Origin of the sequence: Mariniphaga sp. (genome assembly GCF_041687215.1) — a bacterium.
GTDB lineage: Bacteria > Bacteroidota > Bacteroidia > Bacteroidales > Prolixibacteraceae > Mariniphaga.
The window spans coordinates 1-25206 of record NZ_JAWLCI010000004.1; the positions used below are offsets into that span (position 1 = coordinate 1).

17 protein-coding genes are annotated in these 25206 nt (G+C 44.6%); 6 read left to right on the forward strand and 11 right to left on the reverse strand.

Annotated elements, in window-relative coordinates; translation table 11 throughout:
* From ACESMA_RS02840 to ACESMA_RS02890, 11 genes are all read right to left on the reverse strand, one after another.
* A partial coding sequence (locus tag ACESMA_RS02840) for a hypothetical protein (protein WP_372947248.1) occupies positions 1-274 on the reverse strand: 274 nt, incomplete at its 3' end.
* Positions 275-287: 13 nt separating this feature from the next.
* Positions 288-1580 carry a glycoside hydrolase family 2 TIM barrel-domain containing protein gene (locus tag ACESMA_RS02845; protein WP_372947249.1) on the reverse strand — a complete coding sequence of 431 codons (1293 nt, stop codon included), beginning with the start codon at positions 1578-1580 and terminating at the stop codon, positions 288-290.
* Positions 1581-1592: 12 nt separating this feature from the next.
* A complete protein-coding gene (locus ACESMA_RS02850; protein ID WP_372947250.1) occupies positions 1593-3521 on the reverse strand; it encodes a sulfatase-like hydrolase/transferase in 1929 nt (642 codons plus the stop codon).
* A gap of 19 nt (positions 3522-3540) precedes the next feature.
* Positions 3541-4347, reverse strand: a complete 807-nt coding sequence (gene rhaD / locus ACESMA_RS02855) for a rhamnulose-1-phosphate aldolase (protein WP_372947251.1) — start codon at positions 4345-4347, stop codon at positions 3541-3543.
* A gap of 53 nt (positions 4348-4400) precedes the next feature.
* Positions 4401-5969 carry a DoxX family membrane protein gene (locus ACESMA_RS02860; RefSeq protein WP_372947252.1) on the reverse strand — a complete coding sequence of 523 codons (1569 nt, stop codon included), beginning with the start codon at positions 5967-5969 and terminating at the stop codon, positions 4401-4403.
* A 19-nt stretch (positions 5970-5988) separates the two neighbouring features.
* Positions 5989-8322, reverse strand: a complete 2334-nt coding sequence (locus tag ACESMA_RS02865) for an alpha-L-rhamnosidase C-terminal domain-containing protein (protein WP_372947253.1) — start codon at positions 8320-8322, stop codon at positions 5989-5991.
* A gap of 24 nt (positions 8323-8346) precedes the next feature.
* The gene (locus tag ACESMA_RS02870; protein ID WP_372947254.1) at positions 8347-9096 is read right to left on the reverse strand and encodes a polysaccharide pyruvyl transferase family protein; all 750 of its coding nucleotides are present in this window, start codon (positions 9094-9096) and stop codon (positions 8347-8349) included.
* Complete coding sequence (locus ACESMA_RS02875) at positions 9097-9624, reverse strand: hypothetical protein (RefSeq protein ID WP_372947255.1); 528 nt, start codon at positions 9622-9624, stop codon at positions 9097-9099.
* Positions 9625-9677: 53 nt separating this feature from the next.
* Positions 9678-11195 (reverse strand): glycoside hydrolase family 28 protein, encoded by a 1518-nt coding sequence (locus ACESMA_RS02880; protein WP_372947256.1) that lies wholly within the window; start codon positions 11193-11195, stop codon positions 9678-9680.
* Between the two features lie 86 nt (positions 11196-11281).
* Positions 11282-13513 carry a metallophosphoesterase family protein gene (locus ACESMA_RS02885; protein ID WP_372947257.1) on the reverse strand — a complete coding sequence of 744 codons (2232 nt, stop codon included), beginning with the start codon at positions 13511-13513 and terminating at the stop codon, positions 11282-11284.
* A gap of 5 nt (positions 13514-13518) precedes the next feature.
* On the reverse strand, positions 13519-14883 hold the full coding sequence (locus ACESMA_RS02890; protein ID WP_372947258.1) for a Gfo/Idh/MocA family protein: 1365 nt from the start codon (positions 14881-14883) through the stop codon (positions 13519-13521).
* A gap of 317 nt (positions 14884-15200) precedes the next feature.
* On the opposite strand from ACESMA_RS02890, the gene ACESMA_RS02895 reads away from it, so the two are divergent.
* The 6 genes from ACESMA_RS02895 to ACESMA_RS02920 all read left to right on the forward strand — a co-directional run bounded on the left by ACESMA_RS02895 (position 15201) and on the right by ACESMA_RS02920 (position 24965).
* Positions 15201-16520 (forward strand): cysteate synthase, encoded by a 1320-nt coding sequence (locus ACESMA_RS02895; RefSeq protein WP_372947259.1) that lies wholly within the window; start codon positions 15201-15203, stop codon positions 16518-16520.
* 116 nt (positions 16521-16636) lie between these two features.
* Complete coding sequence (locus ACESMA_RS02900; RefSeq protein WP_372947260.1) at positions 16637-19849, forward strand: glycoside hydrolase family 2 TIM barrel-domain containing protein; 3213 nt, start codon at positions 16637-16639, stop codon at positions 19847-19849.
* Positions 19850-20051: 202 nt separating this feature from the next.
* Positions 20052-20645, forward strand: coding sequence for a short chain dehydrogenase (locus ACESMA_RS02905; RefSeq protein ID WP_372947261.1), 594 nt, complete (start codon positions 20052-20054; stop codon positions 20643-20645).
* 122 nt (positions 20646-20767) lie between these two features.
* On the forward strand, positions 20768-22888 hold the full coding sequence (locus ACESMA_RS02910; protein WP_372947262.1) for a hypothetical protein: 2121 nt from the start codon (positions 20768-20770) through the stop codon (positions 22886-22888).
* 140 nt (positions 22889-23028) lie between these two features.
* Positions 23029-23724: a lycopene cyclase domain-containing protein gene (locus ACESMA_RS02915; RefSeq protein ID WP_372947263.1), complete on the forward strand. Its 696-nt coding sequence runs from the start codon at positions 23029-23031 to the stop codon at positions 23722-23724.
* 5 nt (positions 23725-23729) lie between these two features.
* On the forward strand, positions 23730-24965 hold the full coding sequence (locus ACESMA_RS02920; protein WP_372947264.1) for a 3-deoxy-D-manno-octulosonic acid transferase: 1236 nt from the start codon (positions 23730-23732) through the stop codon (positions 24963-24965).
* Positions 24966-25206: the final 241 nt, after the last annotated feature.

Genomic DNA, 25206 nt, shown 5'->3' on the forward strand with positions numbered 1-25206 from the left:
CATAATAATTAATGTGTTTCACTGCGTTCCCTATTGCCTTTGCAAGGCTTTTTTGTATTATTCTTTGATCGCGATAACCGTAAACCTCCCCTAACGCTTTATCTTTGGTTTCTTTAAAAAGCTGTTTTTTTGCCTCTTGTTTATCTACATAGTGAATGTTTATCCAGTCATAAATTTCCTGATTTTTTGAAGCTGCTTTTACAATCAACTCCTGCAACTCTTTTTCGGGGATTTCCTGAATAGTTTGCTTGAATTCTTTTGATAGACGTGGCATAATATTTTAATTTCTAATTCACATAAAACGGAATATTGGCCACTCCAATATTTCCTTGTCCATCATAAATATAAACGAACAGGCGATAGTTCTTTTCATTTTCTTCCGGAACTTTAAATTGAATGGCGTTTTTTTGAGTAGCCTGAATAAATCCTTCTACGGGCTGTGGTTTCTTTTCTCCCTGCCCGGCATAAGCGCCAAATTCAGTGGGTTCGGGAAGCAGTTCCCATTCAAAGCGCAATTCATCGTTTTCTGGATCAGTTACCTGAACAAGTGCCGTGTTGATACTTCCTGGTTCCAGTTCAATATTGTCAATGGCTTCCATGCGATTAATTTTCAGGGCGTCAATTCTGGGCGCCCGGTTTTTGGGCCAGTTGCCGGTCCACATATACTGCATGGTTTCCACTATTTCGGTTTTCAGATTGTTGTGAAACATGTTGAACCAGGTGTGGGTACGTTCCTGCCGATTGCTGGTCCACAAAAAAACATACGAACCTATACACAGCGGATCGCCCAGTATAACCTTTTCGTATCGCTCCCTGTAAACGCTTGCTTTTTCAGTGCTCGTTTCCTCAATCACCACGCCCGTTTTGGTTCGCGGCACTTCCCACCAGCCCGATGGTCCCCATTCCGTTACTGCATAAGGTTTATCCCAGCCATATTCTTTCAACCATTCGGGAACCTTAAGAACGGCAGCATAGGCATTGATTCCCAGCAAATCCAGGTTTGGGCAGCGTTCCTTAATGTCTTTTATCTTTTCCAGCTTGCCGTAACCAACCACAGTCAGCACCGGATGATTGGGGTCAATCTCTTTTATCATTCCTGCAATTTCGTTCACGGCATCCCACATTTTCAGGTTATAATCCAAATCGCCCGGAATATGGTCCAGTTCATTGCCAATGGCCCACATCAGGACAGCCGGGTGATTTTTATTTTCCTCCACGATTTTTTTCACCCTCTCAAACTGGTTTTTTACCGCCACCTCATCGTTGTAATTGAAACCACTCCTTTCAGCCGCCACAGGTAAATTTACCAATACCGAAAAACCCAGCCGGTGAGCTTCATCGAGCAACCGCGGCGAAGTTCGGAGTGAATTGGCACCGGCATTTTTCAACTCTTCCAGAAAATCCCAGCCCACGGCGCCTTTAATAAAATAGGGTTCTCCGTTTTTATAAAGTTGAAACTTTCCTGCTACTTTTTTTATTTCCACTTTAGCAGGAGTTAAATATTGATTGGCAGCCCAGCTTGTTTCAGTCCAAAATAAAAACAAAAAAAGGATAAAATAGATAATTCTTCCGGTTTTCATTTTTTTTGATTTTTAATTCACCTGAATATCCTCGCCCAGTTCCTGCAAAGCCCACTCGAGCGCCCAGCCGGTAAACGAGGCGTAATTGAAATCTTTGAATTTCCGGGGCGAATCCGGACCACCATATAAAGTATCCAGTTTCTTGTAAATCACTGGAATGAGTGGCCGGGCATTCTCCCCAACCAGTAAAATACTTCGGGCTGCCTGCAAGGCCACCCACGGACGATCGTCCATTACATTCAGGCCAAGGGTTTCAACTGCCCCTGAGGATGAACTGTGGTAGCAAAGCGCTTCGGCAGCAGCAATTTGAACGGAGGGCGACGAATCAGTGAGCAATCCGGTTAACGTTTTTGCGGCGGGCTGGCTTATCTGTTCCAATTGCATCAGGCCAATTACAGCCCAATAACGAACGCCGCTGTCAATGTCTTTTAATTTTTCCACCAATTCCGATTCTCCCGAAATGCCAACCATTTCCGCGGCTTCCAGAATTTTCCCGACTTGATAATCACCGCTTTCCCGGGCGTATTCATACGGAGAGGAACCTTCGGAACGAATCATGTATTCAGCTTCGGGCAGTAAACCCAAATCGTGGGTTTCCAACATCCAGTTGTGCAACTCATTTTTCAGGATGTTCTTGATTTCTTCTAAAGCCGGATCATTTGCCAGGTTGTTGAGTTCCCGCGGATCGGATTGCCAGTCGTACAACTCTTCTACCGGTTTTCTATTCCACAGTTTTTCCTGTTCTGCATCGGTTTGCCCAGCGTTATGCAACAGGCGCAATTCGCGGAAAGTTTCTTTTTCATCCGAAAAAATAAAGCCTGATTGAATATAAGGCAGATGCGGCATGTAGTTTCGCACGTAAAAATAGCGGCCATCGGTTACTGAGCGTGACATCTCGAACATGTCGTCTGCACGGTCGCGGGCGCCAAAAGCATATTCCCTTTCTGGTTCAGCATTTTCACCCATAATTGGTTTTCCTTCGAAATAACCGGGAACCTCAGCGCCGGCAAGGTTCAGCAAAGTGGCCGGCAAGTCAATAAAACTAACCATGTTTGCATTGTGCCCGCCTTTTGAAAAACCGGGAACCAGATGCTCATATTTTTTGGGAACGTGCACCACCATAGGCACATGCATTCCTGTTTTGTAGAGCCAGCGTTTGTATCGCGGCATCCCGAAACCGTGGTCGGCAATAAAAAACACAATGGTTTCTTCCATCAGCCCGTCGGCTGCAAGCGAATCGAGCACCATGCCCACGTTCTGGTCGAGCACCGTTAGCATGTCATAATAATGAGCCCAGGTTTCACGCGTTTTCGGACTATCGGGATAATACGGCGGAAGCGGAACTTTGGCCGGGTCGTGAAACATTTCGGCAGGCAGGTGTTCAACAAAACGTTTGTAATTCTGCAGGTTGTTCACACTTCCTTCGTGGGAAGGCCCGATGTTCATAAAACTATAAAACGGCTGTCCATCTGCCCGGTGGCGCCAGGGCGTATATTCCGACGACCAGTGCTCCCACATTCCTTCGGGATCAAAATTATAGTCGGTTTTGTCGCGGTTCGAAGTAAAATATCCGTTTTCGCGGAGCAATTCCGGCAGGGTTTTCAGTTTTTCCGGAAAAGGAATTTCGCTGCGCAAATGCTTGGTAACGAGCGAAGTAGCGTACAAACCACTCGCCAGCGCCGAACGCGATGGAGCGCAGATGGGAGCTGTGGTCAGCGCAAAATCATATACCATCCCGCTCTCAGCCATCTTATCGATATTGGGTGTTGTGGCGTATTCATTCCCGTAGCAGCCCAACTCTGGGCTGATATCTTCTGCAATCAATATCAGGATATTAGGCTTTTCTCCGGATTCTTTTTTCTGCGTTGAATTACAACCGGAGAATAAAAATTGAAATCCGGCAATCAATACAAAACAGGTTGAAAAAAATTTAGAAATCATAGTTAACTATTTCACGTTTTTATTCAAATATTTCCTCATCCACAGTACAATTAAAATTGGCAGCAATGGCTTTTAGCTGTTCATCGGCAAGGGTTTGTTTTGCGCCTCCTACAGCCATTACACGCAAACAAATTTCAGCGGCTTTTTCAGCCACATCAATTCTTCCAAAGGCTTCGTCGAGGTTTCGTCCGCAACCACATATTCCGTGATATTGCCACACTGCCAGATTTCTGCGCGACATCGCACTGGCAGTAGCTTTCCCCAAATCCATGCTTCCTGCCATCACCCAGGGAATAAATTCCACACCCTGCGGAAAAACCACAATGCACTCGGCATGACTTTGCCATAAAAGTTTGGTCAGACTCTTTGTTTCGAGGTTGGCTACGGCATAAGTCAGTGCAATCACACTGTTCGGATGAGTATGGATAAAGGCAAACATTTTATTGTCCGATTTTTCCTTAATCCGGCAGTGCGACAATAAATGGGATGGAAGTTCGGAAGTTGGTGCACCCTTTGGTTTATACCCCCAAAGCAACCGGTAAGCCTCCCCCTTTTTATCGGTTTCAATCACTCCAACGTTTTTTTCAGGAAACAATTCAATGTTCCGTAAATACCTTCCGGTACCAGTCACCAGAAAACGGTCTCCGCCAATTTCGGGCATGGTTTCCGGTAGTTTCATCCAGTCGGAAATGGGTTTGTGTTCATTAAAATACTCGTAATACTCCTCCTTTAACCGAAGGCTTATGTTACCGCCGTTCGACTCGGCCCATCCACGGCGGGCCATGTCGCTGCTGGTTTTTTTTATTTCGTCTATTAATATTTCCATATCTGATAATCAATTCATCTTTGCTCTTTTACATTTACTGTCACCCAAAAAAGCTATGCCATCCATTTCCGTTGCCGTTCCTGTGTTGAATCCAGCGCAACAAGTGCCGTATTCACATTGTCCACTACCTGAAAATCGTACATTCCCACACAAATAAAATCGGCCCCATTTCTAAAAGCATAGCTAAACGCTTCCTCCGGCCTCAGTGCTCCGGCAGCCAGAATTTTAAAGGCAATCCAGGGCTGCGGCAACGATTCCATGAAACGGATGGTGTCTTCGGGTTTGAAGCAGTACATATTGTCGTGCCATTCCTGGTGTTTTGCCGACCAGTAATTGTGATGATGTAGTGTTTTCATCCAGAAATCGGTTTCGAGACCCAGTTCCACGCAGCGCATGATGGTTTCAATGCGGTGGGCTCCAATTCCCACAGGCAAGCCGGCATCGCGCACCAGGTCCATTGCGCCTACAATTTCATCGATGCGGTTATGTGCAATGTAATGGTCGGCAGTTTCGCCCTGAATGTAACAGGCCGTAGCGCCATCGTCGATGGCTTGTTTTACGATGTCGATATATTCGTTGTACGGTTTTGGCGAAGGGGTTCCGGTGCCGTCATAATTCAATCCGGCACAGTCGGCAATAAACTGCATCTTCCCAAAGCCTTTATTCCAGTATTCGTTAATCACCGGCCCGATAACGGTATTGGACAGCAGCGTGTCTATTCCACACTGCTCAGCCACCTGAAAGGTTTCAAAAATTTTTGACTTTGTATGATATGCCCGCACCAGCGACGACACATAAATTAAATCCCGCGAATGTGCCCAACCACTAAGCAGATTTCCACCCAAAATCATCTTGCTGAAAATTTTGTCCTTAATTTTTCCTTTGGGCAGTTCGCCAGCCAAGTGATCAATCCCTTTTACTTCAAATTTTTTAATGCTGGCACCTGAAATGGCATCGGCCAGACCCTGTTCCTCACCGCTGTACATTTTCAGTTTCGAAGCCACACCAAATGAAAATGCGCCCAAAACAGGCAACGTTGCCAAATGCCGGATGACCTCACGCCGTTTAATGCCATTGATGTCGGGCTGAGCAGGAGCAGGTTGTTCCTTCCTCTCCGGCTGGTTCACAAGTTGGAGCCTTTTGCTGAAAAAAGAACTGATGAGGCCATCGAGCCCTAAAAATTTTCCTGTCCTGAAAAATGAGAGGACAACCAGTGCCGCAAGTTCTATAAAGTCTTTACTGACAAACAGGTAACTGCCTTCGAAACCAGCGCCGGTATTTGAAACGAATGGAGGATTGGCCAGGTAGTAAATGCTAAGCAGAGCAATTCCACCAAATTGTGCAACGCGGGTAAAAAGCCCCAGGAACAAACCCAGACCGATTAAAATAAGCCCCCAGATATTCAGAAAATTAACAAGGGAAAGAACAGCATAATTTTGTGCCATCCCCGAAAAAAAACCCGACAAAAAGCCGGTAGAGTTCAACAGATAACCGGCTGCACTCCATCCCGGCGTGAGAAGTTTTACAATTCCCTCGTACAAAAAATGCCATCCGATAACCACACGCAAAGCCACGAGTAAATACATGTGTATCGGATTAAGTTTAAAATGATTGATTTTCATAATATTATCCTATTAGTTTTTACAATATAAAGCTGTTCTCTCCCTCTTTCACAGTTCTGATTTCTCCCTGGTATTTAAACGAACCTTTCAGTCCGGGCGGCAAAACTATACGGGTTTGCAGCCCTTTTTTCACCTGCCTGTACTCCACTATTATTCTTCCTTTTGGGTGAGGCATATCTGCTTTCACTTCTTTCAGTTCGCCCAAATGCGGTTCAATTTCCACTGTATTGAACCCAATGTCCGCAGGTTTTATTCCGCATACAGAACTCAGCAGGTAATATGCCGGGTGAGCGCTCCAGGCATGGCAGTCGGAACGGTCATGCGAGGCAAAACCGGTTTCGCCGCAGGTGGTGTGGCCCCGGTCGATAAAATTATACCAGAAATTCAGGTTTTCCAAATAGAGGTGTTCGTTTCCGGTTTTTTCCATCGCTTTAAACAGGAAAAAAGAAAAATAAGAGCTGGCCATTTCTTCGAAACCATCAAAATTTAAAATGCGGTGCAATAATTCGGTCTGTTCCGATGGCGGCACCAAATCACACAGAATAGCCATAATGTTGGTGTGTTGTGAAAATATTTCCCGGTCGGCATAATCGCGGAAAAGATGTTTTTCCCCGTCCCAGCAACTGGTGTAAACCGCCACTTTTATTCCCCGGGAAAGTTGTTCCCAGTGCCGGGCGCGTTCCGTTAGCCCGATTTCCCGGTAAAGCTTTGCAGCGCAATCGAGGGTGTGGGCAAAGTAAAGGGTAAGCAGGGCTGACTGCTGCATTTCTCGTTTTTCATTTGGCCGGGGCAAACTGCCTTTTGTATTGCTCCAGTCAATAAAATTCTGGTTTTTCACCGTGCCAATCATTCCGGTACGCTCATCGAGGTGGCGTTCATAAAACCTCAGAACACCTTCAATCTTATTGTAAAACTGTGCCACAAAAGCCGAATCGCCGCGCATGAAATAATAGTCCTGCAATGTTTGTATCCATCCCATCGACCAGCTTCCCATATCGAAATCGAATCGCGAAGGATAGGCCGATTTGAACAGGCCGGTTTCCCTGTTTTCCGATTGCGGGTACAGGCGTAAAACCTCGCGCAATAACTGGTCGTCGGTGGAATTATAGGTAGAAATGGCCGCAATGGGCCGGTTGTCGCCGCCATAGCTCAACTGCTCGTAAAACGGCGTATCGTAATAGGTTTCACCCGAACACATTTCCAGCGTGCGAAGGCTCATTTCGAAAATTTCGTTCAGTTTCACATTGTCGCTTACAAATGTTGCCGGCTCGGGATAGGGATAACCCGAATATTCCAGAATATATGAACTGATATCGAGCGGTTCGTTTTTGGTTTCCACATTAAACTGCACATACCGGAAACAGCGCTTCCAGAGCGGGCGGAAAGTCCGTATTTCGCCATCGGGATGAAAAATATCCCACACACCAAACATATTCAGATTATTCACTGAATCGCGGTGGGCTTTCAGGTGTACCTCCTCGTAAAGCGCTTCGGCATATTTTATCTTAATGCGGCTGCCTGTGCCGCCATTTATGGTCAGTTCAGGATAACCCATGGTCAGTACTTCAAAATCGACCAGAATTTCGGCTTTGGTATTTGCCGGAACAGTTATCGGAGATTTTCCATCCCAGTCTCCCGCAGGAATGCCGGCGCCGGTTACTTTTCTGATTTTTGCCGGGTAAACCAAGTGGTCGGCCATGAAAGGGATATTCCGTGGTACCAGGTTCCACGGGGGTTGTTTGTCGAAAACAAGCGGTTGGGCGGACAGCCAGTCACTATCGTCAAATCCGCTTGTTTCCCAACCCCACGGATACTTTTCGGCAACAACCTCATCGCCTCCGCCACATGCATAAAATCCGTAAAACCAGCGTTCGCGGAATAACATTTCGTAATAGGAAATCACTTCATAAGCCGGATTTTTATACACTTTCCAGTTTGGGCCGGTATTGAGAAAGCTGAATTTCTCCTCTTCAGATTGCAGCATAAAAGCTGTTTGCACCGAAAGGAATGCCAGCGGTTTGTCGTCGCCGCCGTTGTAAACCAGCGCTGCGAGCAAGTTTTCGCCTGCCCGTAAAAATGGCGCAATGTCGATAAAATCATATTTGTACGTTTGCAAATCGCCTTTGGCAGGGCCGTAACAAACACGTTGCCCGTTTACAAACAAATTGTATCGATTATCGGCTGAAACGTGAATGACCAGTTTTTCAGGAACTTCATCCAGATTGAATGATTTTCGAAAATGATAAACCCCATAGGAAGTTTGGCTTGCAGAAGGGTATGAAACCCAGGGAGCCGGTTGGGCAATTGCGTAAAAACTGAAAAGAGGAAAAATCAGGATAAAAATTATTTTCATAACGAAAGTTATTTAAACTGTTGATTATTTAATTGTAAGTATTTTGCTAAATTTTTTCATCTGCTTGTCGTAAATGATTTTCACACCCTGGTTAAGTTGATTCACTTTCTCCAAAGATTCAGAATATGACTGGTATATCTCCATTACCCTTTCAGCGATTTGCTCTCCTGTGGTATTATCAATTTCAAAAATCCAAACCGACAAATCCAAATCATAATACATCTGACCTTTAATAGTGTCCGAAGGCTGACGGACATAAATCGCCGGCGTTCCGTTTACCAGTGAAATGATGGGTGAATGACATTCCATACTTACTACTGCTGCCGCCCGGGCATAAAGGGATGCCGCGTCATCGGGTTGCCAGTAAGGGTGCATTTCAATGAAAGGTTTTATTTTTTCAGGCAGCGGATTGTAGAGGTATGGCTCGAAAAGTTCGGTCTGGTATTCCATTTCCGGTACAAGTACCACCCTGTTACCTGTTTCGGTAACCCACCTGACAATTACCTGCCTGAGTTTTTCGTGGTCTTTTTCGGCGTAGCGTTCATTGTCCGTAATTACCTGCTGAATTTTTTCAAAACTCCAGTTATTGTGCGCATGGATCCGATGGTAGGGGGTAAACCGTGACCGCGGCGCCACACAAATGAATTTCCGGTCTTCCAGATTCCTGGTTTTCATAAAGGCATCGGCAGAAACATCATTTCGGATTGGCATATAAAAGGTGGCATCGGGGGCAAAAGCAGTAACCGGTTTTGTGATCCCGGCTTTTTCCAACACCTACAGCGAAGCGGTTTCGCGGGTAAAAATAAACTTGGCGCCATCCAGTAATTCTTTAAGTTCAGGCCATACATTGCTCACCGTCACTCCAAAAAATCCATACGGTTTCCCGGTGATTTTACGCCAGGCTTCCAGTTTGGATTGCCCAACAATGCCGGGGCCGGAACCATGCAACATAAAATCGTTGCCTTCAAAAGTCTTTTCAATTTCGGCAGAATCAGGCAAACCCTTTTCATTCAGTTTGTCAAAAACGATTTCGAGCGACGGAAAATTCCGTCTTAACATGGCTTCTTCGGTCATGCTGATATCATTGGGCCATAGCGTAATTTTCGCTTCCGGCAGGTATGTTTGTAGCAAATGAATCATGCCAGGAGTATGCGCAATATCGCCGATATTTACGGTTTGCCAGCCTGAAACCAGCAGAATGTGTGGTTTTTTACCACTCTCCGTTGCATGGCCAAATTGTGCTGCCAACATAGCGCCCATTGAAATCATTCCTGTTTTTTTCACCCATTCCCTTCTGTTCATCTTTATTTTTATTTTAAAAATACAGGTCACCTAATTTATTCAGTGAGTATTTTTTATTCAGTGAGTATTTTTGAGTTGTTCAACTTCAGTTTCTGACTTCCCGGGGCATTGGGATTTCCAACACCGGTAAAATTTTCAATCGTTAAATCTTTCACATTCACACTTTCTAATCCGTGGGTAAAAAAAGACGGTAAATCGTGACCCCAGGTCATGTCGAAATCGCGGATTGCAAGCTTATTCACATGTTGGGCATAAATTCCCGGAATGTCGTGTTCAAACAGTTGCATCGCTATGGGAGAAGCCGGACGTAAATCAAAATTTCCGCCATAAGCCAATGTTTCCTTTCCTTTGCGTATATGTAACTGAAAATTGTTGAACCGTATATTTTCCAAGGGACTGTCTTCCATTCCATATACCAAAATGCCCTGTTCTCCGGTTGCTATGATGTTGTTGAACTGCACATTTCTAATCTGACCTGCTGTATGCCCATCAAACCGTGATATGGCAGACAAATGGATGGGTTCTCCGTTCCCCCACCACTGCCCGTTATGCAATCTTGTTTCAATTATAATATCGGAGAAAATCAAATCTTCAATATTGCTGCCGTCATGAGCAAAAATCCCGATTCCCCGGTTTGAATCATAAATGACGATGTTTGAAAACGTGCATTTGCGAATGGGATGTTGACCATAACCAATTCGAATTCCGGCCGAGCTTGATTTTAACACACAATTAGTAACAGTCATGTTTTCGCCGTAAATGGTTTTATTGCCGTATTTGTGTGGTAATTGCTCTGTTGTGTTAATTCCGGGCGTTTCTTCATCTTTTGGAAAACCGGTCAGCACAATGGCATCATCGCCTCCTGAAATGTTGCAGTTTGAAATGCGGATATTTCGTGAAATGGTGCAATGAATTCCGTCACTGTTGGGAATGAGCGGATTGTTTTTAATGGTAATTCCGTCAATTAGTACGCCGTCGCAAAATCCAAACCGGGTGGCCCAAATCGGCGTATCTTTTATAGTGATACCCGTTACCGAAACATTGGTGCAATGAAAGAAAACGATGGTCATGCCCGGAGCCCGTGTTCGTTTTACAGGCCCATCGGTAAAAAATTCTCCTTCGGGCATATAGTTTTCTTTTTGGCGGGTACGGTTTTTATCGAATTCCTCGTAAACATGGTTTTTTGAAAAATCATAGAAACTGTCGCCACTGCCATCAATGGTTCCTGTACCTGAAATGCTTACATTAATTGCATCTTCACAGTAAATTATGCCTGGCGATCGCCCTTGCCTGGAGTAATTGCTTAAATCAGTACTTCCCTTCAACACGGCACCCTGCTTCAGATGAAGGTTGACGTTGCTTTTCAGAAAAACAGTGCCGATTAAAAAAGTTCCGGACGGAATAATTACATTTCCACCTCCGGCCAATGCACATTCATCTATTGCATTTTGAATAGCAGATGTTGACAAATTTCCTTCGATTGCTCCGAAATTAAGAATATTGTAATCCTTTGCATTAATTGAAATGAAGGTAATAAGAAAAATTGCGAGCCATAAAATTTTGTTTTTCATAGTCTTAATATTTATAATTCATTTGAGTTTAGGTTGTTTGTTTTTGATTCTTTTTAAAAGTTTTACTTCCCATCCAACCAAACTATTCAATATTTCAGTTCATTCCATCCTTCCACATGGTAGTGGTGTTCACCTGCCACATTGCCCGACGGCATCAGTTTTCCGCGCCACCATTTTTTGTCGTCGGGCATGGTTGCAATTTTCTTTCCGTCAACCTGACTGGCAGAACTCAGGTTGTACCTAACGCTGAAATTTCGCAGAAATGCAGCAAACGGTTGCTCTCTGCCATCGTTGATGTTCCAGATGCCGGCGCTGACCACCAACCGGTCGGGCGCGGGCAAATCAAATTTCAATTCATCCTGATTGGTTTCAAAATCTGCCTTGATGTTAAGCCGAACACTGTGCCAGACTTCCGGAGTGTTATCAAGACTAAAAATTAACGGTCCGGAACCGGACGAGCGGCTATACGTGCTGCCCAGGTTCACCCAGGCTTTGTTGGCAAAGTATAAAAGGTTCACCATCCGCGCTGATTTCCGGTATCCTTCCACCCAAATATACAAGCCGTTAAATCCGCTGAAATCACAGTTTTTTTTATCGAGAAAATATTCAATCTGAATGAAAGGATTTTTGCCTTGTTCAAGTTCAACTGCCTGAAAAATGCGATTGATATCCTGCGGCAACCGGTCCTGCCCTGGTTTGTGAAAGCCTCGTTTTTTGGTTTTAAGGTACAAAGCGGGAATTCCATCCTGTTTTCTGACCTCGCAAATATTGGAGGGGTTTTCATCCTCATGATAAACATACCGGCGCCCCCAACCGGTTAAATCGTTTGTAAAATCTCCGTTTATAAATTGCTTGTTGGCCGGCAGTTCCCATTTGTTGCCAAACCAAAGCGGGAATTTTTCCGCGTCGAATTCAGGCAGGTTATCGGGATATGGAAATTCTTCCAACGTTACTGTTTTGTAAGTGGATGAGATTTTATCACCTTTTAGATCCACAATGCAGATTCCCTGTGCGGGGCCTCCGTAAAAATCTTCCTCACCAAATGCGCGGGGACGGTAACCCGCAGCCGGAAGGTTAATACAGTTGATGCCTCTGACCGAAACTGCCGTTTTAAGCGACGACTTCACAGGAATGTGAACATGCCCGCTGAATATCGTTTTAACATTCCCGTGTTTGGCGAGAATATCGAACAGCAGCCGTTTTACGTAAGCCGTTTCGCAGTAATTCACCAGCGGATTGATCCCTATAGGATGCATGGGAATGTGCTGCAGGAAAACCGTTGGCCGGTCTTTGTGTTTTTCCAAATCCCTTTCGAGCCAGTCAAAGTAGTGGGGATGGTTTTCCCAGAACATTTGCCGCAGCGGGTCGGGCCAGACCACAAAATGCCATTTACCCAGGTTGAACGAATAGAGCAGTAATTCCATCCCGTTGATGGCCTTTTGTGCCGCAAAGTAGTTATTGAAACCGTTCAGGTTATAGCCAGGTTCAAATGAAGTCTGGTAGCGCGATTCATGATTTCCCATTTCATAAAGAACAGGTATTTTCAACCTTTTGAAGAACCGTGCCATCTGGGCAAAATGATGCTCTTCGCCCTGATGATCAACAATATCACCCAACATAAGGCAAAAAGCAGGTTTGGCTTTCAGGTTGCTGGTCAGCCGAATGCTCTCCTCTATAAATGCATTGTGAATCTTCATCCGGCAAAGATTATCTTCCGGGTTGGAGGCATCGCCGCCTTGCGTGTCGGCCATAATAATGAATGTGAAATCATCTCCGGGGATTTTTATTTCCACATCAGCCGAATTGAGTTCACCAATTTCTTTATCGAGCAGAAAATTTGCTTTTACCTGTGCCTTGCCGATTTGCCCTTTCATCTCCTTGTTTTTTACAATTTCAGAAAGACTGAAAGCAAAAACGCCGGCCTGGTCAATCACGATAATCGCCGTTTCTTCCTCAAACCGGTCGAGCCAAAACACCAGCACATCCACATCGCCCAGTGCGGTAGAAATAACCGGCGCTTCGGGTCCACCGGTAAAATTGTCTTCGCCCTGTTCAAAAAAATACGATTTGGAGCGCAGGATATTTCCATTTTCAATGTTGATTTCCGGTTTGAGCTGCTGCCCGTGCCGGTCGTCCGACTGAAATTCCAGGCGGACAATGATTTGACCTTCTTTGGTCACCGTTTCCTGCAACGTTTCCGGTTGACGGTAATTATATTGTGGAAAATCCTGTTCTGGTCCGGCTGCACCCATCAATGGCTGAGCAACCACCGGCGCAACGCCAAGTCCAAGATTTTGTATAAATTTCCTTCGTTTCATGACTTTTAAATTTGATGCTCCCAATAAACCGCATCCCAAGGTTCCCTCATGGTCCTTGACAACATTTCGTTTGCTTCAGGAACATTTGTCACCCTTTCTGTAACCGGGTCCCATTCCAAATCTTTTCCCAGCATCATGGCAATGTTTCCCAGGTGGGCAATGGTGATGGAACGGTGGGCCACCTCAACCGGAGCAATGGTTTCTTCGCGGGAAATCACACAATCAATAAAATTCCGAAAATGGTTATCGCTTTTATACAGTTGGATTTCATTTGAGCCGATAACAACATCTTTCAGCGACTCAGGCTCGATGGTATGTTTTCCCCGGTCTGACCAGGCTTTTCCTTCGGAACCGATGAAAGTGACGCCAAAGTCTGCCCCGCTTTGCACAATCATTTTTACGCCGTTTTCATAAATACATTCGAAGTAAAAATCGGTGGCCGTATTGTAATGCGGATGGTCGGCCCAGGTTGCCCTCGCATTCTGAATTTTCACCGGTCCTGTGAGTTCAGTGTCCATTCCCCACTGAGCAATATCGGGATGATGACCGCCCCAGTCGGTCAACTGACCTCCGGAGTAATCGAGAATCCAGCGGAAATTAACATGAGTGCGACAGGGAGCGTATTGGACAAAAGATGCCGGACCAAGCCAGAGTTCGTAATTAAACCCGTCGGGAACCGGTTCATTCTCTGTCAGATGGGCTTTCTGCCCAAAATCGGGAGTGCCAGCCGGCAAACCGCAAATCACCGTTTCCAGTTTGCCAATCCGTCCGTTACGAACCAATTCACATATTCTTCTAAAGTTCGGGTTGGAACGTTGCTGGCTTCCGGTTTGAAAAACGATGTTGTGGTGTTTTACGGCATCGCTCATGGCGCGTCCTTCAGCAATAGTGAGCGATAAAGGCTTCTGGCAGTAAATATCCTTTTTAGCCGCAGCAGCCATCAAAACCGGAATGGCATGCCAGTGGTCGGGAGTTGCAATTTCCACCGCATCAATATCTTTCCGTGCAATCACTTCCCGGAAATCTTCCACATCGGTGCAGGCATGATAACGGCGGTCGTATTTTTTCCTATAGTAACCGTTTACCACATCGCGAATGTACTCCCGGCCCGCCACACGTCCGTCCCAATAGCCATCGCTTTTTTTGTTCACATCGCATATAAGAGTCACCACTACCCGGTCGTCGGCCAGAAAATCCATCACATCGTTACTTGCCTGGTTTCCGGCACCGATAAAAGCAAGGTTAATTTTATCTGAAGGCGCTGTTTGTCCGCCTTTGCCCACACAGGCAGCCGGAATAATAGTGGGTGCTAAAATAATTGCAGATGCTGCAATTCCCGCTTTCTTAATAAATTTTCTTCGTTTCATCATATAGTCTGACAGAATTTCAAGGTTTAATTTCTGTTGTAAAAATAATGGTTAAAGCCCAAAATAGCTTCAAAACGGATTAGCAAATAAGTTTAAGGAATTTCCGAAAACAAGAAAACCTTTCATTTTATGATGTTTTAAACCCCGAATGCCCTGTGTTCTAATTGAAAAAAATTGGTGTCACTGCCCATTCGTCCATTCAAAAACATATATTACTCCTTTTTAGTAAATTTTACTTTACAAAAACACACATAACCATATTTCTGCTTTTTTCCACCCTCAAATTATTACTTTTGTGGTTTCACAGAAAAAGAACAGGAATGAACAACACATTTACAAAAACCAGCTATAAACTGCAATCGGTAAAAACCGGAAAAGTTTTCGAAGATAACGGCTGGACTTTGGATGCCCCGGAGGAGAAAGAACCATCACTCATCAGAGCAATTTATGAAAAACCACAGCTTGAGGTAAAAAACAATTCGTGGGGTCTATACAAATTTGCCGACTGGCTGCCCGTTGGAAGAACACTCAAAGGATCATCGGCACCGGTAACTTACAAAAGCGAAGGGCTGGCCAAAGAACTCGGTTTAAAAAACCTTTGGATTACCTTCAGCGGCTACTGGCCTGAAAAAGGTGCCAACATGTCCACCTGCAGTTTTAAAGAAACAGAAGCTTATTCGGTTTGCGGACGGATGACTCCCGAAATGGATAAAATACTGGTGGTCGCTTCTGCCGGAAACACCTCCCGTTCCTTTGCAAAGGTGTGTTCCGATAACAATATTCCGTTGCTTATTTGTGTTCCAGAAGATAACCTGAACGCCCTTTGGTTCGACGAGCCGCTGAACGATTGCGTAAAACTGATTTGCAGCCGCTCGGGAAGCGATTATTTTGATGCCATCCACTTGTCGAATATTGTAGCCGGAATGGAAGGATTTATTGCCGAGGGAGGTGCCAAAAACGTAGCCCGCCGCGATGGAATGAGTACCACTGTTTTGTCGGCAGTTACAACCATCGGACAAATTCCGGACTACTATTTTCAGGCGGTAGGCAGCGGAACCGGGGCCATTGCAGCCTGGGAGGCCAACCTGCGCTTTATTGCCGACGGCCGGTTTGGTACCAACAAAATGAAACTGATGGTTTCTCAAAATGCACCCTTCGTTCCTTTGTATGATGCCTGGAAAGCCAATTCACGAGCCATGCTGCCACTTGACGAAAACCTTGCCCGCAAACAGGTGGAAGAAATCGATGCCAAAGTACTTTCAAACCGGAAACCACCTTACCCCATTGCCGGCGGCCTATTCGATGCGCTTACCGATTCGGCTGGCGATGTGCTTGTGGCAACCAATGAACAGGCAAGAGCCGCTGCAAAACTGTTCGAACAAACCGAAGGAACTGATATTCACCCGGCATCTGCTGTGGCAGCCGCAACACTTATTGAGGCAGTAAAAAATGGGAACATCGACAAAAATGCCCTAATTATGCTGAATATTACCGGCGGCGGCGAGGAGCGTTTTAAAGCAGAAAAGGAATTATTCTACCTGAAACCGAATTTGATTTTTGATTTCAATCCCGATGTTGAAACGGTACAAAAAAAGGTTTCTGCACTTTTTGAAAAAACGGCTCAGTACTCAAAGCTTTAAAAATTGCATCAGGTTACCCTGATATTTGAATAAAATACAACCCAGACTTATAGGTGTAACAACTAAATTTGACGTCATAAATAACAGATAAATCTATACAATAAAAATATCCAGCTATGGTCAATCAACAGAAATTTCTCTATTCTTTTCTTTTTCTTTTATCCATTGTGTTTGCTTCCTGCAATCAATATGCCGACTATTCCAACACTCCCTGGGAGGAACAGGATAATCCACCCTGGGAAAATCCACAGGTGAACGAAATCAACAGGCAGATGCCGCGTGCCCATTTTATCCCGTTTGCTAATGTGGAACAGGCCCGTTCAGAGGATAAATGGAATTCACCCATGATCCAATCCTTAAACGGAATGTGGAAATTCAATCTGGCACAAAATCCTTCTGAGCGCCCTTACTGGTTTTTTAAAGATGATTTTGACACCCGGAATTGGGATGAAATAAAAGTCCCGTCGAACTGGGAACGGGAAGGTTATGATTATCCGATTTACGTGAATGTGAAGTACCCGCATGAAAAAACACCGCCAAAAATCCAGGATCATTACAATCCGGTAGGTTCCTACAAAAAAACGTTCGAAATTCCTTCAAACTGGAAAGGAAAAGAAGTAATTCTCCATTTTGGAGCAGCCAGTTCCATGCTCAATGTTTGGGTAAATGAAGAATTTGTTGGGTACAGCGAAGACAGCAAAACACCGGCTGAGTTCAATATTACCAAATACCTGAAATCGGGCACGAACACGCTGGCAGTAGAAATTTTCCGCTGGTGTGATGGTTCTTATCTCGAAGATCAGGACTTTTGGCGTATGAGCGGAATGACCCGCGATGTTTATCTGCTGGCCCGCGGTCAACAGCAAATTCAAAATTTTAAGGTTATTGCAGGATTAGATGAAACATATACCGATGGAATTTTTTCGCTGGATGTAGATGTAATGAACCTTGGAGAAAAAGCCGGCTCAACTGAAATAGAGGTTGTTCTCAACGACAATGGAAACGAAGTGACCTCTTTTTCACAAAAAGTGAATAACGGCAAACAAAACCTTCCATTTCAGGCACAGCTTCCAAATGTAAAAAAATGGTCAGCAGAATATCCAAATCTTTACGAATTGGTCATTACATTAAAAAATGCGGATGGAATAGTGGAAGTTATCCGCCAGGAAGTTGGATTCCGCACCGTGGAAATTAAAGATGCCACCTTGCAGGTGAATGGAAAGTATGTTTACCTGAAAGGCGCTAATCTGCACGAACACCACGATGTTAAAGGCCATGTTGTGGACAAAGAGACGATGCTGAAAGACATTTACACCATGAAAGCGCACAACCTGAATGCCGTGAGAACTTCACACTATCCGCAACCCGAACTTTGGTACGAACTGTGCAACAAATGCGGACTTTACGTTATTGACGAGGCCAACATCGAATCGCACGGAATGGGTTACGGCGAAGAATCGCTGGCCAAAGACCCGTTGTGGAAAGAAGCCCATTTGTTCCGCACCCGCAACATGTATGAACGCGATAAAAACCAGTCAAGTATTATCATCTGGTCGCTGGGCAACGAGGCCGGCAACGGGATAAATTTTATGGCTACTTACGACTACCTCAAATCGGCTGACCAAACCCGACCAGTGCAATACGAACAGGCTCACGGAGGCGAAAACACCGACATCACCTGCCCCATGTACATGCGCATCGAGGGAATGGAAAAATATGCGCAGGGCAGTCCCACCAAACCGCTTATTCAGTGTGAATATGCACACGCCATGGGAAACAGTGTGGGGAACCTGCAGGATTACTGGGATGTAATTGAAAAATACGATGTATTGCAGGGTGGTTTCATCTGGGACTGGGTTGACCAGGGCCTGCTGACCACCAATGAAGACGGCGAGGAATTCTGGGCTTACGGTGGCGACTTCGGCCCGGAGGATGTTCCCTCCGATGGTAACTTCTGCAACAACGGGTTGGTGAATCCCGATCGGGGCGTGAAACCGCATTTGCTTGAAGTGAAAAAAGTTTATCAGTACATTGGTTTTGAACCGGCAGATTTGAAAACCGGCGTTATTAACATCAAAAATAAATATGCTTTCCGTAACCTTTCCGATTTTAACTTTGCATGGGAAATTACAGGTGACGGAAAAGTCATTAAATCGGGACAACTGGATGGCATCGAAGCGCAGCCCGGAGAAACTGTTCCGGCAAACACCGATGTTTCGCTAAATGCAGAACCCGGTGTGGAATATTTTCTGAACCTGAAAGCTGCTCTGAAAAACCGCGACGGTTTACTTGATGAAGGAACTGAATTGGCTGCCGAACAGTTTAAACTTCCGGCATTTGTTCCTGCCGGAAAAGTCAATCTAGCGAACTTCCCTGCAATAACAGTAGATGAAAACGATAATTCCATAACCGTTTCAGGCGAAGGATTTTCAGTTGCGTTTGATAAAAATGCAGGCGTAATGAGCAGTTACAAAAAAGGCGAAACCGAATTTCTGGAAAGCGGTCCGGTGCCCAATTTCTGGCGCGCGCCCATCGACAACGATTTTGGAAACAACCTCCACAAACGTAGCCGCGTTTGGCGCGAAGCCGGAAAAAACCGGAAGGTGGCTCAGGTTTCCATCAACCGCAAAGCCAACAACCTGGCCGAAGTAAAATTCAATTTTAACCTGGTGAACGAAGAAGGTGAAAAAATTGCCGATTACCAATCGGTTTATGCAGTTTACGGTTCAGGCGACGTGGTGGTGAATAACCATTTCAAAATGACAAAAGAAGATTTACCTGAAATTGTTCGCATGGGCATGAACCTTATTATGCCGCATAGTTTCAACCAGATGGCCTGGCTGGGACGCGGTCCGCAAGAAAGTTATTGGGACCGCAAAACCAGTGCATTTGTTGGCTTGTACGAAGGCACCGTAGCAGACCAGTACTGGGCTTATTTGCGCCCGCAGGAAAACGGCAACAAAACCGATGTGCGCTGGCTGGCCATTACCGACTCAAATGGAAACGGACTGTTCTTTGAAGGTTTGCCACTTCTGGAAGTAAGTGCGCACCACAATTTGCAGGAAGATTTTGAGTCGATGGAACGCACCGACGGCCGTCAGGTGGAAGGTGTTGTGGTTAAAAACCGCCACACCACCGATGTAAAACAGCGCGACCTGACTTCGGTAAATGTGGACTACAAACAGATGGGCGTTGGCGGCGACAACAGTTGGGGCGCCTGGACACACGACCAGTACCGCTTAACCGAAACAGAATACAAATACAGTTTCAGAATGAAAGCCATTTCAGTCGGAGAAAATCCTACGGAACTGGCAAAGCAAAAGCTGTAAAAGAAGTAGCCCCGGGTTGCTTCCCCGGGGTTATTTTTTTGGTTAATCTCTTTACCTGTGATTTGGCAAAGCATAAATTCAGGTTCGATTTAATTTTAAACCCGAGAACCAAAAAAAATCCGTAAACAATTCAATCAGTTACAAGGTTATTACTGTTAACTAAAATGATAGAAAGCTTTTGTAAATCTTTAAAATTGAAAATATGAACATTGTGGTTATTGGAGCAACAGGAACAATCGGAAGAGAGATTGCACAACTGAGCAAAAAAAAGGGAAACACAGTCATCGCTGCTTCCCGAAATGGTGAATTCCAGGTAAATATTGATGACCCAAAATCCATTGAACAATTTTTTGAAAAGATTCCACAGGTTGATGCCATTATTTGTGCAGCCGGAAATGCAAGTTTTGGAGGCCTGCAGGAACTGTCGGACGAACAAATTGATCTGGGTCTCAAAAGCAAACTAATGGGACAAGTCAACCTGGTTCGAAAAGGATTGAAGAAACTAAATCCCGGTGGAATTATTATTCTGACAGGGGGTATTTTTGCCCATAAACCCTGGCCACAAACCACTAATATTGCTATGGTTAATGCTGGACTGGAAGGTTTTGTAAGGGCTGCTGCCCTTGAAATGCATGATGGGAAACAAGTGGCTGTTATTCATCCTCCGTTTGTTAGAGAAACTGCAAAAGCCATGGGAATGGATGCTGAACCATACCTGTCTGCGGCTAAAGTTGCTGAAACTTACCTGGAAACTCTGACAAAAAAAACGTTCGAAATACCAATTTTTGTTCAGTGATATCCACCGGATTAACCGATTTTCTCTGCAGGTGAAAGCCAATTAAGGAGAAATTTCATTTTACCGGCAAAATGGTTTTGTATTTTTCAGTTATCTTTAAACCGAATTCAAAACCATAACCGATGAAAACCATTTTGCCCATTTTTGCAGTTGTCTTTCTTTTGTCCTGTTCTTCACCTTCTCAAAAAGATTTCAGTCTGAAAAACATCCAGTCTAAAAATCCGGAAATCAGCTCGCTGCAAAGTGGAACCGGGTTTGAACAACAGGTTTTACAGATTAAACCTTCTGCAAACAACCAAAGTCTGGCGATTTGGGAAGGTAAAAATGCTGAAATCTGGACCGAAGCCAACTACCTGGTTTGCGAAATCTGGCACCCAAACGACTTCAGTGCAGTATTGAATGTGGAATTTTTCAGGAATGAAACCCGGGCCGGAAGCATTGTAGCCCAAAGCGGCGATTTGGCCGGCGATGCCAAAGAAACACCACGCATGGCCGGCAAAATTGGTGTGCTGCCCCACCTGAAAACCAAAATGATTTTCCCGCTGGAACATTTGGACGGACAGGAAATTTTTATGCCCCGTTTTCCGCGCCAGCTTAAAGGCACTGTACTGGGTAGCCGTTTGAAACCCGAAGATATTTCAAAAGTGGCCATTCGTTTTGCACCTTTTCAGGAACCTCATTTTTTACCAGAATTTGAACTGGCTGCCGTTTACCTCACCAATGATTTGCCCGAACCGTTTTCCGCCCCCGAAAAACCGGTAGTTGACCAGTTCGGACAATGGACTTCCAAGAACTGGCCGGGCAAAACATCCGGCGAGGAAGATTTGAAAAATCTGCTGGAATCGCAATTTGAAAATGCCTCAATAACAACTTTCCCCGATAACTGGAGCAAATACGGCGGCTGGAAAGCAAAACAGTTTGAAGCCACCGGGTTTTTTCGCACCCATCACGACGGCAACCGATGGTGGCTGGTCGATCCGGAAGGATATGCCTTTGTTTCGGTGGGTGTTGACTGCATTCGCGACAATGCCACGGGCGTAATTTCAGGGCAGGAAGATTTACTGGAATGGGTTCCTGACAAAAACGACCCGGTTTTTAAAGACGCTTTCTCAGGCCGTGGCGAGATGGTTTTGCTGGATTACTACAAAACCAACCTGATGCGGGTTTTCGGAGAAAACTGGCGCGAAAACTGGGAAACCATTACCTCGGGGCAAATCCGGGAATTCAGGCTGAACACCATAGCCAACTGGTCGGACATCGACTACGCCCGGAAAGCGAAAATTCCCTACGTTTTGCCGCTCAGTGAATTTCCTTCCACTGAAGTGAAACTGTTTCGTGATTTCCCCGATGTTTTTTCAGCCGGATACCTGGAGAATGCCAAACGGTTTGCCAACCAGTTGGAAAATTTCAAAGGCGATCCGTACCTCATCGGCTATTTCCTGCGCAACGAACCCCACTGGGCTTTTGGTTCGCACGATATTGCTTTTGAAATGTTTGCCACAACGCAATTATCAGAATCAAAAAACATGTTTGCCCGCTGGCTTTCCACACAATATCCCAACATCGGTGAATTCAACCAAAACTGGAACCTTGAACTGGAAAGTTTTGAAGCACTCACTCGTCAAACATTCGATGAATATCCATCGGAAAAAGCAAAAGAAGATTTCTGGCAGTTTTCTGAAATTCTGGTAAAACAGTATGTGAATGTTCCGTGCGATGAAGTGGAAAAAGTGGACCCTGACCATCTGAACCTGGGCATGCGGTATGCCTGGATTAGCAGTGATTTGCTTTACAAAGCCGGCGACCGGTTCGATGTGTTTTCCATTAACGGTTACGGAAATCCCGGTCCGCCCAAAACCGAAGAAATTGCGCGCATCAGCGGCAAACCGGTGATGATTGGCGAGTTTCATTTTGGCGCTACCGACCGCGGATTGCCGGCCACCGGAATTCAGGGTGCACTCACACAGGAAGAGCGTGGCAAAGCCTACCGTTACTACCTGGAACAAGGACTGGCCAGACCGGAACTGATTGGCATTCACTATTTCCAGTGGCTTGACCAGCCGATTTTCGGAAGATTTGACGGCGAAAACTACAATATCGGGTTTATGGACATCTGCAACCGGCCTTACAAGGAACTTGTGGAAGCGGCTATAAAAAGTCATTCAAAAATGTATGAAGTAGCCAGCGGTGAATTGCCGCCATTCAGTGACGTCATCGAACGAGTTCCTTCGATTCATTATTGATTTCTATCTCTAAAGCCATTTTCTATGCTTTTTTTTCATTTCAGCATGACTTATCAGATAATCCGCATCTTTCCCCAAAATTAGTAAAATTTAAAACACCGGAAATTTTAAAATTTTACCTTTGTCCGAAAGAAGCGTTTATGGAATTTAAAAACTTTACATACCTTTTGCTGATGCTGGGTTCGCTGGCTGTTCCGCTGGCATTCAGTTTTGAAAAAGAGGTGCGTTTTTACACCAAATTGAAGTACCTGTTGCCTGCCATTTTGTTTTCGGGCGCCATTTTTATTTTATGGGATTTGCGTTTTGAAGAAATCGGAATCTGGAGTTTTAACCCGGAATACCTGATTGGCATTTATATTTTGAATTTGCCGCTCGAAGAGTGGCTTTTCTTTATAGTCATTCCATATTGCAGTGTTTTTATTTACGAAATACTTGTGGTAAAATTTCCGGAGTTTGAGAAACCTAATCTGTTTTTGACTGTCAGTTTGGTGTTGCTGGTTGCATTTGCCTTGCTGGCCTATTTCGCCCGGCAGAAACTTTATACCTTTTTCAATTTTTTTCTGCTGACCATCTATTTTGGCTACACCATTTTTCGCAACCGGTTTAAAAAACACTACACCAAATTTTACCTTGCCTGGCTTATTTCTCTGGTTCCTTTTCTTATTGTGAACGGTCTTCTCACGGCCCTCCCGGTGGTGGAATACAACAACGCACACAACCTCGGAATTCGGATTTTTACCATTCCGCTGGAAGACTTCTTTTACTTTTTCCTGCTGTTGCTCATGAACCTTACCATTTACGAATACATGAAAAATCAACGGTTTCTTAGATTTTAATACATATGAATTTTCTATATCAAACCGGAATTTGGGCCTGGTCAGTTTTAATAAAGGCGGCATCGCTTATTAATCCAAAAGCCAGGCAGTTTGTTAACGGACGGCGCCAATGGCAAAAAAAACTGGCAGAAAAAATTGAAACCAACGCGCGTTACATTTGGGTTCATTGCGCGTCGCTGGGCGAGTTTGAACAGGGTCGCCCGCTGATTGAAGAAATCAGAAAACAATTTCCCGAATACCGCATTTTACTGACCTTTTTTTCGCCTTCGGGTTACGAAATCAGAAAAAAATACGAGCTGGCCGATATTGTGATGTACCTTCCGGTTGACACCCGCCGAAATGCAAAACGTTTTCTCCGGCTGGTGCAGCCCGAAAAAGCCTTCTTTATTAAATACGAATACTGGCATTTTTACATCGATGTACTGAAAAAAAGAAATATTCCGCTGTTCATCGTTTCGGCCATATTCAGAGAAAACCAACACTTTTTCAAAAACAATATGTTGGGCAAATGGTACCGGAACATGCTTTCCAAGGTGGAATACTTTTTTGTGCAAAACGAAAAATCGGCCCAACTGCTGCAATCTATCGGACTGAATAATTTCACCGTTTCGGGCGACACCCGTTTCGACCGTGTGGCTGCTATTGCTAAAAGTGCAAAAGAAATTCCAATTGTTGAAAAGTTTAAGGACAGTCAGCCGCTGTTAATTGCCGGAAGTACCTGGAAGCCCGATGAGGAGTTGCTTGCAGCGTTTATTAACAGCCATCCCAACCTAAAAGTAGTATTTGCACCTCACGAAGTGACAGATGCAAATATCAACAAGCTGGAGCAATTGTTGAAAACCTCACACATCAGGTTCAGTAAAGCGGGAGAAAAAGAAGTTGCCCGTTTTCGGGTGTTGATAATTGATTCTGTCGGGTTGCTTTCGTCACTTTACCGATACGGAAATCTGGCATACATTGGCGGAGGATTTGGCGTGGGAATTCACAACATCCTGGAAGCCGCCACATTCGGGCTCCCCGTAATTTTTGGACCCAACTACGAAAAATTCAAAGAAGCGGTAGATTTGAAAAAATTGGGAGGAGCATTTCCTGTTCAGAATTTTAAGCAGCTTGAATTCACCCTGAATGAATTTTTGGCAGATAACTCCAAACTGGCAGAAGCATCAGCGGTTTGCAAAAATTATGTAGAAAAAAACGTGGGAGCGACAAATCTTATCATAAAAAAAGTTTTTAACAATTAATTCGTTTTTGCACGTATTTTGTTATTAATCCCATTCCTGAAAAATTGGTTTTTTCAACCGAAAATTCGATAAAAAAATATCTTGTAAAAACAAGCTAAGTTATTGTTTTTGGTAAACTTTTTCTGGAAAGTAACAGGGCAAAGCACTAAATATCAAAACAGTAACAGCTTAAAGTTGATAACTTTTCATTTTTTTATCCTTAAAAGTATTCCAGAATTTTGCTTTCTGTTCTATCTTGCGT

Bases quoted from the DNA above. Each gene is read 5' to 3' on its own strand.
- rhaD (WP_372947251.1), bottom strand. From the start codon at position 4,347: ATGGAAATATTAATAGACGAAATAAAAAAAACCAGCAGCGACATGGCC.
- ACESMA_RS02850 (WP_372947250.1), bottom strand. From the start codon at position 3,521: ATGATTTCTAAATTTTTTTCAACCTGTTTTGTATTGATTGCCGGATTT.
- ACESMA_RS02880 (WP_372947256.1), bottom strand. From the start codon at position 11,195: ATGAAAAACAAAATTTTATGGCTCGCAATTTTTCTTATTACCTTCATT.
- ACESMA_RS02860 (WP_372947252.1), bottom strand. From the start codon at position 5,969: ATGAAAATCAATCATTTTAAACTTAATCCGATACACATGTATTTACTC.
- ACESMA_RS02885 (WP_372947257.1), bottom strand. From the start codon at position 13,513: ATGAAACGAAGGAAATTTATACAAAATCTTGGACTTGGCGTTGCGCCG.
- ACESMA_RS02910 (WP_372947262.1), top strand. From the start codon at position 20,768: ATGAAAACCATTTTGCCCATTTTTGCAGTTGTCTTTCTTTTGTCCTGT.
- ACESMA_RS02890 (WP_372947258.1), bottom strand. From the start codon at position 14,883: ATGATGAAACGAAGAAAATTTATTAAGAAAGCGGGAATTGCAGCATCT.
- ACESMA_RS02875 (WP_372947255.1), bottom strand. From the start codon at position 9,624: ATGAACAGAAGGGAATGGGTGAAAAAAACAGGAATGATTTCAATGGGC.
- ACESMA_RS02895 (WP_372947259.1), top strand. From the start codon at position 15,201: ATGAACAACACATTTACAAAAACCAGCTATAAACTGCAATCGGTAAAA.
- ACESMA_RS02905 (WP_372947261.1), top strand. From the start codon at position 20,052: ATGAACATTGTGGTTATTGGAGCAACAGGAACAATCGGAAGAGAGATT.
- ACESMA_RS02900 (WP_372947260.1), top strand. From the start codon at position 16,637: ATGGTCAATCAACAGAAATTTCTCTATTCTTTTCTTTTTCTTTTATCC.
- ACESMA_RS02920 (WP_372947264.1), top strand. From the start codon at position 23,730: ATGAATTTTCTATATCAAACCGGAATTTGGGCCTGGTCAGTTTTAATA.
- ACESMA_RS02915 (WP_372947263.1), top strand. From the start codon at position 23,029: ATGGAATTTAAAAACTTTACATACCTTTTGCTGATGCTGGGTTCGCTG.
- ACESMA_RS02865 (WP_372947253.1), bottom strand. From the start codon at position 8,322: ATGAAAATAATTTTTATCCTGATTTTTCCTCTTTTCAGTTTTTACGCA.
- ACESMA_RS02845 (WP_372947249.1), bottom strand. From the start codon at position 1,580: ATGAAAACCGGAAGAATTATCTATTTTATCCTTTTTTTGTTTTTATTT.